We start from the raw sequence: 13,556 nt of genomic DNA, 5'->3' as shown, positions 1-13,556 counted from the left end.
CCTCGTCGAACGTCAGCGCTTCGAGCGGGACGGTCGCGTGGTCCTGCTCGCACTCACCGATGCGGGGCGAGCCGTGGTCGACACCGAGTTCCCGCGCCGCCTCACCCGGGAACGCCACCTGCTCGACGGATTCACCGACGGCGAACTCGACACCCTCACCGCTCTGCTGCGGCGCCTCACCCGCGAGGTCGAGGCGCAGACCCGGCCCTGATCCGGGACGTCAGGGCAGCTCGATCGTCTCTGCGCGTTCGATCTCGCCCAGCGCGCGGCGCAGGTAGAGCTCGGGACCCGCCCGGCGTGCCGCGAGCAGATCCGCGAGCACGACCAGCCCCGCCCGCAGGTACTCGTCGGGGCGAGCCTTCGGCGCGTCGGGATCGGACACCCCGAGCGTGCCGGTGAGCACCGCGACCAGCGTGTCCGGCTGCAGTGACGGCAGCCACGTCGACGCCGTGCGCGCGCTGCGCTCCAGCACCGCCTGCACGTCCTCGCCGGTCAGCCCGTCCGGATGCAACTCCTCGAGCAGTTCCCGCATCATCGTCGCGTGTACCCCGGCGACCTGCTCGTACGGCAACGCGGCGAGCTCGGCCACCGCGTCCTCCCACGCCGGCACCGACTGCGCCCGGGCCGCGGCGAGCGCGGTCGCGGTGTGATCCGCAACGTCGCGTGCGATCTCCGGCCACTGCGTTGGCCACACGATGTCCTCCTGGGGTTGCCGACGTGTCGGCGCCAGCCTGCCAGCCGGCACCGACATCCGTGTCACACCCGGCGTTGCAGCTCGAGCGCGTCCCACGGCGCGTAGCCCTTGATGTCGTTGTCGAAGTACACGTACACGTCGCGCCCCTCGGAGCGCCAACCGCGGATCCGGGCCGCCCACTCGTCCAGCGCCTCGGGGGTGTAGCCGCTGGCGTACAGCTCGGTGTCGCCGTGCAACCGCACGTAGACGAAATCGGTGGTGGCCTCGGTGAGGAACGGGAAGCGGCCCGCGGTGTCCGCGACGACGAGGGCGACGTCGAGCCGGCGGAGCAGGGCGGCCGCCTCCTCGTCGGCGAAGCTGGGGTGGCGCACCTCGAGCGCGTACCGGATCGGCCGGTCCGCCTCGATCTCGGTCCACACCCGGTCCTCGCGCACCTTGTCCGTGTGCCGCGCCGCGAGCGCCGCGGCCTCGCGCGTCGACGCGGGCAGGCTCGTGAGGAACGCGCCGATGCGCTCCGGCTCGAATGCCAGAGTGGGGGGCAGTTGCCACAGCACCGGTCCGAGCTTGGGACCGAGGGCGAGCACACCGGAGGCGAAGAAGTTGGCGAGGGCGTCGTCCACGTCGACGAGACGCTTCATGTGGGTGACGAACCGTCCGCCCTTGACGGCGAAGACGAACCCGTCCGGCGTCTCGTCGCGCCACCGCAGGAAGCTCGACGGCCGCTGCAGCGCGTAGAAGGTGCCGTTGATCTCGATGGAGCCGAACCGCTCCGCGGCGTACTCGAGTTCGCGGCGCTGCGGCAGGCCGGACGGATAGAAGTCGCCACGCCACGGGGCGTACCGCCAGCCGGAGATCCCGATCCGCACCTGAGCCACCGCTACACGGTAACGCTCGTCACGACTGGGAATCGGATCGCCATTCGGCGGGCGCCGGGCGCGGCACGGGCCTACGCTGTGCCCGAACTACGAGACCGCATCCTAGGAGTGGCCGTGTCCGAGAGAGCTTTCACCGCAAACGATCAGTTCAGTCCCCTGTTCAAACAGATGTGGTGGTTGGTGCTGATCCGCGGCATCCTCGCCGTGTTGTTCGGCGTGGTCGCCCTGGTGTGGCCCGGGATCACCGTCTGGGCCCTGGTGGTGGTGTTCGGCATCTATGCCATCGTCGACGGCGTGGTGCTCGTCTACCACTCGATTCGTGACCGGGCCCGCCTCGACGGCTGGGGCTGGTGGCTCGCGATGGGCCTGGTCTCCATCGCCGCCGGCATCGTCGCCCTCGTCTGGCCGGCGGCCACCGCGCTCGTGGTGCTGTACATCATCGCGTTCTATGCGATCCTCTTCGGCGTCACCGGCATCATCGGTGCGCTGAGCTTCCGGAAGGTACCGAACTCCGGGTGGGGATGGTCGCTGTTCGCCGGGATCCTCGCCGTCCTGCTCGGCGTCGTGCTGCTGATCTTCCCGGGCAGCGGCATCATCAGCCTGATCTGGTTGCTCGGCATCTACGCGATCCTCTTCGGCGTGCTGCTGATCGTCCTTTCCTTCCAGATCCGCAAGGTGGCCAAGGCGGCCGGGCTCGTGTGAGCCCGGCCGCCCGGGGCCGGCTCAGGCGACGTCCTTGAGCCGGCCCCACGCGTGCCAGCGGTCGATGTCGATCCAGGCACTCACCCGCGGCCGGTTGCGCACCCCGTACGGCTTGCCGGTGTAGTGCCGCGCGATCCGGTCGATGTCGGTCAGTTCCGGGTCGTCGGCGAACTCGGTGACCCGGCCCTGGATGCTCACGTGCGTCACCCAGTCCGTCGGGTCCATGGCGCTGAGACTGACCCGGGGATCGCGCCGCAGGTGCCCGAGGCGGGTGCGACCGGCGTCCATGTTGACCAGGATGCGGCCGTTCTCGAACAGATACCAGGTGGGCACCGACACCGGATGTCCGTCGGCGCGCAACGTGCTGATCGTGGCGTAATTCGGCTGGGCCAGCATCTCGGCGACGGCCTGCGGCAGCGGGGCTTCGGGCACGGCGTGGTCCTTTCCTCGGCGGACGGTGGCGGATGTTCGATCACGAACCTACGCCGGTTCCGGCGGAAACCATCCCGCGACAGGGCCTCCGGGCCGACGATGGGAGGGTCCACGAGCCCGACCATGGAATGGTCCGACAGCCGAGGAGCTGAGAACATGCCGAAGTACCTGTGGCAGGTCACCTACACCCCGGAGGGCGCGCAGGGGCTGCTCTCCGAGGGTGGTTCCGTCCGTAGTTCCGCCATCACCGAGATGGTCGAGAGCGTGGGCGGCAGCGTCGAGTCCGTGCACTTCGCACTCGGCGGGCACGACCTCTACGTCATCGGGGAGGTGCCCGACGACCTCGCCGCGGCCACGCTCGAGTTCCGCACCCGGGCGTCCGGCATCGCGCGTTCCGTGCCGATCCGGCTGCTCACCCCGCAGGAGATGGACGACGCGGTGCATCGCAACGCCGCGTACCGGACGCCCGGGCACTGAGCGGGCCGCTCCCCCCGAGCACCGAGCGGGCCGTTCCCCGGGCACCGGCGACGAACTCGAGGCGCAGGTCTCCGGGTACTTCGCCGATCGCCCCGCCCGGCTCGGGATGCCGTCGTTCCGGTCAGGCGACCGGGGTTGCGGCCACCGATCGGGCCGGAAGCAGTCCCGCCCGGCCGTGCGCGACGAACTCGGCCTCGTGGCGGTCCCGCGCGTCCTCGTCGAACGGAACGTACTCGCTGGTTCGTCCCACCCGGACCAGGACCGGATCGTCGGTGCGCCACGCCGCGGACCGCAACGGCGCCTTGTTCACCTTGTTGCTGCCTGTCAACGGGATTCGCTCGACGATCCGCACGAACCGCGGCCACCACTTGTCGCCCATGTCCGGTTGCGCGGCGAGGAACGAACCGAACCGTCGCCCGTCCAGGTGCGCGCCGGGCGACAGTTCGAGTACACACATGACCTGGTCGCCGGTGACCGGATCGGGCACCGCGAAGACCGGGGCGGACAGGACCGCCGGATGACGCTGCAGAATCCGTTCGATCGGTGCCGCGGAGAAGTTCTCGCTGTCGACCCGTAGCCAGTCGGAGGAGCGGCCGGCGAAGTAGAAGTACCCGTCGGCATCCCGGTATCCGAGATCCCCGGACCAGAAGTCGTCGCCCCGGACGCGGTCCGCCATCGCCCCCGGGTTCTTGTAGTAGCCCTCGAACGTGCCGGCAGCCCCCACCGCGACGATCTGCCCCACCGCCTCGGGGTTCGTCAGCCGGCCGGTGGCGTCGAACCGGGCGCGTGGGCATTCGTGTCCGGTCGCCTCGTCCAGGATCCGGACGTCGGCGTCGCCGGCGGGCAGGCCCAGCGAGCCCGGCGGAGTCCCGGGCGTGCGGTTGATCCGGAACACTCCCTCACTGAGGCCGTAACCCTCGATCACCGTGCAGCCGAATCGCTCGGCGAAACGCGCGACGTCGGCCTCGGAGGCCTCGGTGCCGAACGCCAGTTCCAGTGTGCCCGTCCGGTCCCGGGGATCCTCGGGCCGGCTCAGCACGTAGGACAGGGCCCGGCCGACGTAGTTGACGAACGTCGCGCCGTACCGGTGGATGTCGTCCCCGAAACGCGAGGCGGAGAACTTGCGGACCATCGCCACCGTGGCCCCCACGCGCATCGCCGTGCCCAGGTTGAGCATGAGCGCATTGCCGTGGAACAAGGGCATGCACAGGTAGGCGACCGAGTCCCGGCGCATCTGTGTCCGGTCGACGAGAACGTCGATCAGCCGGCCGAGTCGCCCCTGGCCGACGACGACCGCCTTGGGCGCCCCGGTCGATCCCGAACTGAACAGCAGAAGGGCAAGTTGCTCAGGCGACGGTGTCGCGGCGGGCGGCTCCACGCCGCGGAACGGTGCGAGCAGTTCGGCGTAGGAGTCCGAGTCGACGTTCAGGATCCGCTCTACCGCAAGGCCGTGCTCCTCACCGTGGACCAGGTGCGCCAGCCGGTTCTCGGTGACGAGGAGGTCGACGTCCGCGTGGGCGATGTCGTGAGCGATCTCGGGCCCGCCGCGGCTGGCGTTGATTCCGACTACGACGGCGCCGGCGAGCGCCCCGGCTCCTATCCAGAACACGAAATCGGGCACGTTGTCCAGCAGGACCCCGACGTGGCGTTGCCGACCGGCCGGGGCGGTCACGATCGCCTCGAGAGCGGCTGCTCTACAGGCGCTTTCGGACACCACCTCGTCCCAGGTCCAGTCCCTCCCCTCGAAACGCAGTCCGACTTTCGGGTCGCCTCGCCGCGCGAGCAGCACGTCCGTGAATGTCTCCACCGTCCACCTCCGCTGTGCAGCATGCGGCGCCTGCCGTCCGGTTCGACGCACCGCCGGGAACCGTCCGGTGCGGAATCGTCGCCGCGGCTGCAACGCCTCGATTCTGTACGAGCGCATCACATCAGAGCAGTCACAGCAGACACGGCCCGTTCCCGCCTGACGGGAGCGCACCGCATTCCGCATAGCGCACCAAGCAAATGCTAGGTAAAGTGCACCGAAGGAGGCCAGACATTGACAGTGACGCGTAGTGACTCGATTCCGACGTCGGACATGCCGCGCGAGCAACGCCCCAGCGTGGCGGAACGGTTCACCCAGATCCTCGACGTGTTCGCATCCGGTCCCGACCGGATGTTCCTCGAGGAGATCACGGCCGCCACCGGATTGCCCCGCTCGACCGCCTTCCGCCTGCTCACCCAGCTCGTCGACCTTCACTGGGTCGAACACGACTCCCGCGGATACGGCCCCGGTCTGCGGATGCAGACGATGGCCCGACCGCGGGACTACTCGCAGCTGCGCGCCGCAGCCGCGGGGATGCTCAACGACCTGCAGATCGGCACCGGCGGAGTCGCGCACCTGACGGTGCTCGAAGGCTCGTCCGTCTATTTCCTCGACCGGATCGGGGGCACGGCGAGCGCGGGCATCCCCTCCCAGGTCGCGGCCCGGCTGCCGGCCGAGAGTACCGTCAGCGGACGGGCGCTGCTCGCCGGTCTCGAGCCGGAGAAGGTCGACGCCCTCATGACGGCCGGACCGCACGTACGGTCCCGGGCCGACCTGTCGACACTGCACGACCGTCTGAACCGGGTGCGCCAGCGGCAGGGTCTCGCGTTCGTGCCCGGCCACGCGTGCCCCATGTCCATCAGCGCGGTCGCCGCACCGGTCGTCGGTCCCGACGGCGTCGTGGGTGCGATCTCGGTGGCGTGCCGCGGAACGGTCGAACTCGCCCACATCGCACCGATGGTCTGGGCCACCGCGCGCCGCACCTCGCGGTTGCTCACACCCGGCCGGCCCGGTTCCACCGCGCGGACCCGTCTGTCGCACCGAACGCACGTGGGTGTCGTGAACTAGAACGTGGCGGCGCGCCGGAGGTCGTCCGGCGCGCCGCGAATTCGAGCTGCCTGCACACTGTTCCGTCGACGGAACCGGTCATTCCTCGACGCGGACGACCACTCCCCGCGCCTCGACCGTGCACTCACCGCGGCATTCGATCCAACCCCCGGCGACGGTCTTCCGGCCCTCGATCTCGACGATCCGCGAATACAGATCCAGCGCCTCGTCGAGCGGGGTGCGCCGCAGGTAGCGCAGGTCGAGCGACGCCGTCAGCGAACGACTGCCCCGTGCCTGCATGCGGGTGCTGAGCATGCAGCCCAGCAGGTGAGCGCTGAACCCGCCGTGCACGCTGTCGGGCGGGCCCTCGTGCAGGGCGTTCGCGACCAGCCGGGCGCGCCTCGTCCGCGCCGAAGTGGATCTCGAGCGGTCGCCCGGCCGGTGCCGCGGCTCGCGCCGGTGACGAGCTGCCCGGCGTTCGTCATGCGGGTGCCCCGATTGCTGGTGCGGATCCGAGGACGTCTCCCAGCTCGGCCGCGGTGGCGTCCGCACCGCCGAGGGTGAAGCACAATTGCCGTCCCCACAGGAAGTAGCGGTGGATCGGGTAGTCCACGTCCGCACCGATACCGCCGTGCAGGTGCTGCGTCGCGTGCACCACCCGCAGACCGCCGCGCGACGCCCACCATGTGGCGACGAGAACCGCGGATTTGGCCTCCTGCTCCCGTCCGGCGTCGAGCAGCCACGCCGCCCTCCGGGTGGTGAGCCGGATCGCCTCGGTGTCGAGGTAGGCGTCTGCGGCCCGCACCGCCACCGCCTGGTTGGTCGACAGCGGACGGTCGAATTGGATTCGCTGCGAGGTGTATTCGGCCGTCGTCTTCAGCGCCTGCCCGCACACGCCCAGCTGCACCGCGGCGAGCGCGAGCTGGATCCGGCGGCGCACCCAGGTGACCGTCTCCGCGCCGTCGCCCGGCAGGCGATCGGACGCGGGCACGACGACGTCGTCGAACCGGACGTGGGCGAGGCTGCCGCGGTCGGTTGCGGCGACCGGTTCCACCGTGACACCGTCCGCCCCGGTCGGTATCACCGCGACGGCGAGCGACCCGTCGTCGCACCGGACCGGAACGATCGTCGCGGCGGCCACGGCTGCGGCGGGCACACCGGCGACGGTTCCGCTGACGACCAGGTCGTCGCCCTTGCTCACCGCCGACAGCGAGGTGAGTTCACCGTAGGGCGCGTCGAACGCCGCGACGACGGGTCGGGATCCGTCCACGATGCCGGGGACCAGGCGTTCGACCTGTTCGGCCGTGCCGAAACGGACGATCGCCGATGCGGCCGCCGTCACCGACCACAGCGGGACCGGCGCCACGTGCCGGCCCTGCTGTTCGAGCACCGTGATCAGGCCGAGCAGGCCCATCCCGGCGCCACCGGACTCCTCCGGCACCGCGATGCCGAGCAGACCGGCGTCGGCCAGGGCACTCCACAGCTTCGCGTCGAAGCCGCCCTCGTTCTTCTCCACCTCGACAACCCGGTCGACCGGCGCGAGCTGCCGGAAGAGCTGGGACGCCAGGTCCTGCACACTCGTCAGGTCGTCGTCGAGTTCGAAATCCATGTCAGCTCCTCGTGCTGGTGGGGGCATCGGTGCGGCGACGGGCGGCGAGCGTCATGCCGAGGCACTTGGCGGCGACGATCTCGCGCATCACTTCATTGGTGCCGCCGCCGAAGGTGTTGTTCTGGGCTCTGCGCGCCAGGGTTTCGACGCGCCCCTCGAGGACGGCACCGGGGCTGCCGGGCCGGAGCAGACCCCGCACGCCGAGGATCTCCTGCATCTTGCCGTAGGCGGTGACGACCGCCTCGGTGCCGAAGATCTTCGCCGCCGCGGAATCACCGCCGCCGAGGGTGTTCGCGGCGACGTCCGCGACGAGCCGGAGGTTGACGAGGTCGGCGGCGCTGAGCAGCGCGTACGTCTCCGCCAGATTGGCGCGCACCCAGGGCAGGTCGTAGACCGTCCCGGCGCCCAGGGGCTCGGACTGCGCCCAGGCCAGGACGGCGTCGTACAACTCGTTCGCGATGCCACCGCGGGCGGCGAGCGCCACCCGCTCGTGGTTGAGCTGGTTGGTGATCAGGCCCCAGCCCTGGTTCAGCTCGCCGACGACGTTGGTCAGCGGCACGCGGACGTCGTCGTAGTAGGTGGCGGAGGTGCTGATGCCACCGACGGTGTGGATCTCGGTCACCGAGAACCCGGCCGCCGAGGTCGGTACCAGCACCACCGAGATGCCCTCGTGCCGCGGCGCGTCCGGATCGGTCCGGACGGCCAGCCAGATCCAGTCCGCGTAGACTCCGGCGCTGGTGAAGATCTTGTTGCCGTTGATGACCAGTTCGTCGCCCTCGATGCGGGCGCGGGTCTGCAACGAGGCGAGGTCGGTGCCCGCGTTCGGTTCGGTGTAGCCGATGGCGAAGATGAGTTCGCCCGCCAGGATCGGCGGTAGGAAGAAGTCCTTCTGCGCCTGGGTACCGTGCTTCATCAGCGCCGGCGCGACGGTGTTGAGGGTGACGAGCGACAGCGGTGCGCCGGCGCGGATCACCTCGTCGTAGAACACGTACAGGGCCTCGGGATCCTCTCCCCGGCCGCCGTATTCGGTGGGCCAGCCGAGACCGAGCCACCCGTCGCGGCCCATCCGCCGCAGGATGCGGTCGAACACGGGACCGCCCTCGGTCTGATCGACGAGTGCGCGCCGGTCGTCGTCGTCGATGATCTCGGCGAAGTAGTTGCGCAGTTCGGTGCGGAGCCGACGTGAGTTGTCGGACAGTTCCGGGTGCATGGCCCCCTCCAGGTTCGTGTGATGGATTCGGTGTCAGCGCGGCAGTCCCAGCACGCGACGGGCGATCACGTTGAGCTGGATCTCGATGGTGCCGCCGCCGAACAGCACCGCGGGCAGGCCGATGTGGTCGAGCATGTGGCCGTCGTCGTCGACGGCGCCGACCGGGCCGAGCAGCGAGACCAGCCCGCGCGAGCCGTCGCGTTGGGCGAGGGCGCTGAAGACCTTCTGGACGCTGATCTCCGCGCCGGCGTCGAGACCGGACAACCGTCGCAGCACGCTGCGCAGGTTCATCGCCGACAGGGCCATCTCGCGGCCGGTGTTGCGGCCGAGGACGCGCAACGCGTCGTCGCGGCCGGCGGCGTAGCGGCCCGACTCGACGAGGTCGCGCACCCGCGCGGCCGCGCCGTGCGCGAGCTGTGTGCCCATGCTGAGCCGTTCGTTGGCGAGCGTGGTCACCGCGAGGCGCCAGCCCTGCCCCGGTTCGGAGACCAGACAGTCGTCGGGGACGAAGACGTCGTCGAAGAACACCTCGTTGAACTCCGCGCGCCCGGTCGCCTGCCGCAGCGGCCGCACGTCGAGCCCGTCGCTGCGCATGTCGACGAGGAAGTACGAGATGCCCTCGTGCCTGGGCACATCGGGATCGGTGCGGGCCAGGCAGATACCCCAATCCGCCTCGTGCGCCATCGAATTCCACACCTTCTGTCCGGTGAGGATCCAGCCGCCGTCCACCTTGCGGGCCCGGGTGGACAACCCGGCCAGGTCCGAGCCGGCGCCCGGTTCGCTGAACAACTGGCACCAGACGATCTCGCCGCGCAGGGTGGGCGCGACGAAGCGGCGCTGCTGGTCCTCGCTGCCGTGCAGCAGCAGGGTGGGCAGGGCCCACTCGCCGATGACGGTGGTCGGCTGTTCGAGGCCGCGGCGCGCGAATTCGTCCGCGATCACGGCCTGCTCCTGCGGTCCGGCGGCCAGCCCGTACGGCCGGGGATAGTGCGGCGCGACGAGACCGGCCTCGGCGAGGCGGGCGCGACGTGCCCCGCCTCGCGCCGGCGCCCATCCGTCGCTGTGCACCGCGTCGTCCGGCAGTGCACGTACCTCGTCGAGGACGGCGCCGACCTGCGCGCGCAGCTCCGGTAGCGCATCGGCCTCGACGAAGGAGAAGTCGCGCTCGTCCGACAGTGCGAGCTCACCGAGCCGGCGTGCCCAGACGTCCTCCGGGCCGGCGACGGAGGCGATCGACAGTGCCCGTCGCCAGTACAGGTGCGCGTCGTGTTCCCAGGTGAAGCCGAGACCGCCGAGCAGGGTGACGCATTCGAGCGCCACGTCGACGGCCGCCGGCACTGCCGTCAGTCCTGCCTGCGCCGCCGCGAGCCGCTGCTGCTCCCGGCCCTGCTGCACCGACCGGGCCGCGTCCCACGCTGCGGCACAGGCGATCTCGCTACGCACCAGCATCATCGCAGCCTTGTGCTGCACGGCCTGGAAGCTGCCCACCGGGCGGCCGAACTGGTGCCGGTTGCGGACGTGGTCCACGGCGGTGTCCAGCGCCCACGCCGCAAGCCCGGCCGCCTCGGCGCCGAGCACGGTGTTGACGATCAGCTGCACGTCGTCGTCGTCGATCGCCGGGAGCAGGTGCTCGGGCGTGATCGCCGCTCCGGACAGTCGCAGTCGTCCCACCGAGCGGGTGGGGTCCACGCCGTCGGCGAGCTCGACCTCTCCGGCCGCGGGCGGGAGCCTGAACCACACGGGCGCGCCGTCGGCGGTGGCGCGCACGATCACCTCGTCGGCGCCGGGCAACCCGAGCACCGGCTCGGAGACACCGGTGACCGTCCATCCCCGCCCCGACGTGATCGCGACGAGACCGGGGGTGGTGACGGCGGCACCGGTCGCTCCGTCGGCGAACCGCCGCAACAACTCCGCCGCGGTGCCCTCGGCCGGGAGGCTGGCGGTCAGCGCGCCGGCCACGACGGTGGGCACCCATGGCCCGGGTACCAGGGCGCGGCCGAACTGCTCGGCCACGACCGCGAGTTCCGGCAGTCCCGCCCCACCGCCGCCGTGCTCCTCGGGCAGGTGCAGGGCGTGCAGGCCCTGCGCGATGCACGCATCCCAGATCTCGGGCCGCTTGCCCGCCGCCAGGTCGGCGAACGCGGCGCGGGTGCGTTCGATCGGGGCATGGCGACGGGCGAGGCCCGCGACGGAGTCGGCAAGGTCGCGATGGTCCGCGTCGAGTGCAATGGCCATGACTTACATCCGTTCCAGAATCATGCACGTGGTGGCAGCCGACGCGCAGATGGCGATCATCGCGACCTGCCGGTCCCGGCGTTCGAGTTCGTCGATCGCGGTGGCCAGCAGTCGGATTCCGGTGGCGCCGGCCGGGTGACCGAGGGCGATGGCACCGCCGCCGACGTTGAGCACGTCCGGGTCGACCTTGTGCACCTGGGCGAACGACATCGGCACGGCCGCGAAGGCTTCGTTGACCTCGAACAGGTCCACGTCGGCGACCGTCATCCCGGTGCGGTCGAACAGCACCTGCGCCGCGGCCACCGGGCCGTCGAGCATGAACTCGGTGTCGCCGCCGATGACGCACTGCGCGAGCAGCCGGGCCCGCGGCGCCGCACCGAGTTCACGTGCCCTGTCCTCGGACATCAGGACCGCGGCGCTCGCCCCGTCGGACACCTGCGACGAGGTGCCGGCGGTGTGGAGACCGCCCTCGATCGTGGCACGCAACCGCGCGAGCGCCTCCATGCCGGTCTCGCGCAGTCCCTGGTCCCGGGTGACCGTGGTGTCGCCGTCGTCGCTCGGGACGGCGACGGGGATGATCTGCCGGTCGAACCACCCGGCGTCCCAGGCGTCGCGCGCCCGCTGCTGCGACCGCAGGCCGAACGCGTCGAGGTCCTCGCGGGAGAAGCCGCGGTGCCGGGCGATGCGATCGGCCGCCGTGTACTGGTCGGGGGTGTCCACCGACCACGACGCCGGCCGCGGGGTGCCGGCGCCGGTGCCGACCTTGTAGGTGAGCGGGACCCGCGACATCAGTTCGACGCCGCACGCCAGGCCGACCTCAAGGGTGCCGAGCGCGATCTGCCCGGCGACGAGATGCACCGCCTGCAGCGCGGTGCCGCACTGGGCGTCGATGGTGGTGGTCCCGGTGTGGGACGGCAGGCCGGCGTGCATCCACGCGGTGCGGGTGATGTTGCCGAACTGCTCCCCGATCGGGGTGACACACCCGCCGACGGCCTGCTCGACGAGGGTGGCATCGAGGTCGAGCCGGTCGAGCACGCCGCGTTGCGCGAGACCGAGCAGCTCGGCGGCGTGCAGACCGGAGATCCAGCCGTCGCGCTTGCCGAAGGGGGTGCGTGCGGCGTCGACGATCACGGGCTTCATGCGGGCACCTGCACCCGGGTCCACTGCCGATTGTCGAGCCCGCGGACCTCGCGCCCGAATTCGTCGACGAGGCCGAGGCTGTCGCAGATGCGGCCGGTGAAACGAGACGGCACGGCGGTCACCTCCACTTCGCGGCGAAGGCGTGGATCGCGTCGGTCACGCGGGTGACCTCCTCGTCGGACAGCCCGTGGCTCATGCCGAGCGTCATGCCGCGCTCGAACACCGCATCGGCCTCGGGCAGGCCTTCGTCCGGCACGCGGTGCTCGACGCCCGCCATCATCGGGTGGCGGGTGATGTTGCCGCTCCACACGGTTCGCGTGTCGATGCCCTGCGCGTCGACGAATTCCTGCAGGTCGCTACGGGAGAACGGGGCGTCGGCGGTGACCGTGACGGGATAGCACAACCAGGCGGTGTCGAGTTCGTCGGTCTCCACCGGCGTGCTGAAGAACTCGGGGTAGGCGCCGTACGCGGCGGTGAACTCCGCGAAGGTCTTGCGGCGCCGCTCGTAGTTCTGCGCGAGCTTGTTCAGCTGCACGACACCGTAGGCGGCGCCGAGTTCGGACGGCTCGAAGTTCCACGGCAGCAGGTCGAAGATGAAGTCGTTGTCGTAGTCGACCCCGTCCAGATCCTCCCGGAAGACGCGTCCACGTCCGTTGCCGAACAGGTTCGGCTCGGATCGACGTCCCCACCGGCGCAGCAGGAGTGCGCGATCGCGGGTCTGCTCGTCGTCCATCATGACCATGCCGCCGGTGCCGGCACACGTGATGATGTGGGCCATGGAGAAGCTGGTGACGGTCAGGTCGGCGCGCGCGCCGGTGGGCGTGCCGCGCAGCCGGGCGCCGAGGGTGTCGCAGGTGTCCTCGATCACCTTCAGGTCGTGCCGGTCGGCGACGGCCCGGATCGCGTCCCAGTCCGGGCAGTTGCCGGCGAGGTTCGGGATGAGCACGGCGCGGGTCCGGTCGGTGACCATCGCCTCGATCCTGGTGACGTCGACGTTGAACGTGTTCGGTTCGACGTCGACGAAGACCGGTATCAGGCCGGCGCGCACGAGGGGCGCGACGTCGGTGGAGAAGGTCAGCGGCGAGGTGATGACTTCGCTGCCCTTCGGCAGATCGAGCAGCTCGACCGCGAGGTACAGGCCGGAGGATCCGGAGTTGCACATCACGCCGTACTGTTTCCCGGACAGCTCGGGGATGCGGCGTTCGAGCTCGAGGACGTTCTTGCCGATGCGCAGCCCCTGATGGCCGCTGCGCAGGACGTCGACCACCGCTCGGATTTCGTCCTCGCCGTGGGTGGCGCGGGCATAGGTGATGCGTTCGGTCATGTCGGGA

Annotated in this window: 14 protein-coding genes; 4 read left to right on the top strand and 10 right to left on the bottom strand. The window is 70.7% G+C overall.

Annotated features, from left to right (window positions below):
* Positions 1-211 (top strand): MarR family winged helix-turn-helix transcriptional regulator (locus AIIKEEIJ_RS25345; protein WP_443217122.1); only part of this gene is annotated, 211 nt, incomplete at its 5' end.
* 9 nt (positions 212-220) lie between these two features.
* Here AIIKEEIJ_RS25345 and AIIKEEIJ_RS25340 read toward each other — a convergent pair.
* Both AIIKEEIJ_RS25340 and AIIKEEIJ_RS25335 read right to left on the bottom strand, forming a co-directional pair.
* Positions 221-694: a hypothetical protein gene (locus AIIKEEIJ_RS25340; RefSeq protein WP_043803162.1), complete on the bottom strand. Its 474-nt coding sequence runs from the start codon at positions 692-694 to the stop codon at positions 221-223.
* Between the two features lie 62 nt (positions 695-756).
* Positions 757-1,569 (bottom strand): DUF72 domain-containing protein, encoded by an 813-nt coding sequence (locus tag AIIKEEIJ_RS25335; protein ID WP_161996825.1) that lies wholly within the window; start codon positions 1,567-1,569, stop codon positions 757-759.
* Between the two features lie 108 nt (positions 1,570-1,677).
* Between AIIKEEIJ_RS25335 and AIIKEEIJ_RS25330 the strand changes: the two genes are divergently transcribed.
* The gene (locus AIIKEEIJ_RS25330; RefSeq protein ID WP_037201226.1) at positions 1,678-2,271 is read left to right on the top strand and encodes an HdeD family acid-resistance protein; all 594 of its coding nucleotides are present in this window, start codon (positions 1,678-1,680) and stop codon (positions 2,269-2,271) included.
* Positions 2,272-2,292: 21 nt separating this feature from the next.
* Here the strand turns inward: AIIKEEIJ_RS25330 and AIIKEEIJ_RS25325 are convergent, their stop codons facing one another.
* Positions 2,293-2,703, bottom strand: a complete 411-nt coding sequence (locus tag AIIKEEIJ_RS25325; RefSeq protein ID WP_006941679.1) for a PPOX class F420-dependent oxidoreductase — start codon at positions 2,701-2,703, stop codon at positions 2,293-2,295.
* Positions 2,704-2,859: 156 nt separating this feature from the next.
* On the opposite strand from AIIKEEIJ_RS25325, the gene AIIKEEIJ_RS25320 reads away from it, so the two are divergent.
* Positions 2,860-3,180: a GYD domain-containing protein gene (locus tag AIIKEEIJ_RS25320; RefSeq protein ID WP_010594059.1), complete on the top strand. Its 321-nt coding sequence runs from the start codon at positions 2,860-2,862 to the stop codon at positions 3,178-3,180.
* 121 nt (positions 3,181-3,301) lie between these two features.
* On the opposite strand, the gene AIIKEEIJ_RS25315 is transcribed toward AIIKEEIJ_RS25320, so the two are convergent.
* Positions 3,302-4,987 carry an AMP-binding protein gene (locus AIIKEEIJ_RS25315; protein ID WP_161996824.1) on the bottom strand — a complete coding sequence of 562 codons (1,686 nt, stop codon included), beginning with the start codon at positions 4,985-4,987 and terminating at the stop codon, positions 3,302-3,304.
* A gap of 237 nt (positions 4,988-5,224) precedes the next feature.
* Here AIIKEEIJ_RS25315 and AIIKEEIJ_RS25310 point away from each other — a divergent pair, with 237 nt between their 5' ends.
* Positions 5,225-6,052, top strand: a complete 828-nt coding sequence (locus AIIKEEIJ_RS25310) for an IclR family transcriptional regulator (RefSeq protein ID WP_231385969.1) — start codon at positions 5,225-5,227, stop codon at positions 6,050-6,052.
* A gap of 78 nt (positions 6,053-6,130) precedes the next feature.
* On the opposite strand, the gene AIIKEEIJ_RS25305 is transcribed toward AIIKEEIJ_RS25310, so the two are convergent.
* The 6 genes from AIIKEEIJ_RS25305 to AIIKEEIJ_RS25280 all read right to left on the bottom strand — a co-directional run bounded on the left by AIIKEEIJ_RS25305 (position 6,131) and on the right by AIIKEEIJ_RS25280 (position 13,549).
* The gene (locus tag AIIKEEIJ_RS25305; RefSeq protein WP_238406569.1) at positions 6,131-6,346 is read right to left on the bottom strand and encodes a hypothetical protein; all 216 of its coding nucleotides are present in this window, start codon (positions 6,344-6,346) and stop codon (positions 6,131-6,133) included.
* Between the two features lie 166 nt (positions 6,347-6,512).
* Entirely contained in the window at positions 6,513-7,640 is a 1,128-nt protein-coding gene (locus tag AIIKEEIJ_RS25300; RefSeq protein ID WP_161996823.1) for an acyl-CoA dehydrogenase family protein, read from the bottom strand.
* Position 7,641: 1 nt separating this feature from the next.
* Positions 7,642-8,850 carry an acyl-CoA dehydrogenase family protein gene (locus tag AIIKEEIJ_RS25295; RefSeq protein WP_006941685.1) on the bottom strand — a complete coding sequence of 403 codons (1,209 nt, stop codon included), beginning with the start codon at positions 8,848-8,850 and terminating at the stop codon, positions 7,642-7,644.
* Positions 8,851-8,883: 33 nt separating this feature from the next.
* Entirely contained in the window at positions 8,884-11,085 is a 2,202-nt protein-coding gene (locus AIIKEEIJ_RS25290; protein ID WP_161996822.1) for an acyl-CoA dehydrogenase family protein, read from the bottom strand.
* 3 nt (positions 11,086-11,088) lie between these two features.
* A complete protein-coding gene (locus AIIKEEIJ_RS25285) occupies positions 11,089-12,225 on the bottom strand; it encodes a steroid 3-ketoacyl-CoA thiolase (RefSeq protein WP_029546581.1) in 1,137 nt (378 codons plus the stop codon).
* A 118-nt stretch (positions 12,226-12,343) separates the two neighbouring features.
* Entirely contained in the window at positions 12,344-13,549 is a 1,206-nt protein-coding gene (locus AIIKEEIJ_RS25280) for a DegT/DnrJ/EryC1/StrS family aminotransferase (RefSeq protein WP_006941691.1), read from the bottom strand.
* Positions 13,550-13,556 lie beyond the last annotated feature (7 nt).

The sequence above is a fragment of the Rhodococcus sp. YH1 genome, assembly GCF_009939605.1.
Classification (GTDB): domain Bacteria; phylum Actinomycetota; class Actinomycetes; order Mycobacteriales; family Mycobacteriaceae; genus Rhodococcus; species Rhodococcus aetherivorans.
This window is presented reverse-complemented; position numbering and strand designations above follow the sequence as displayed.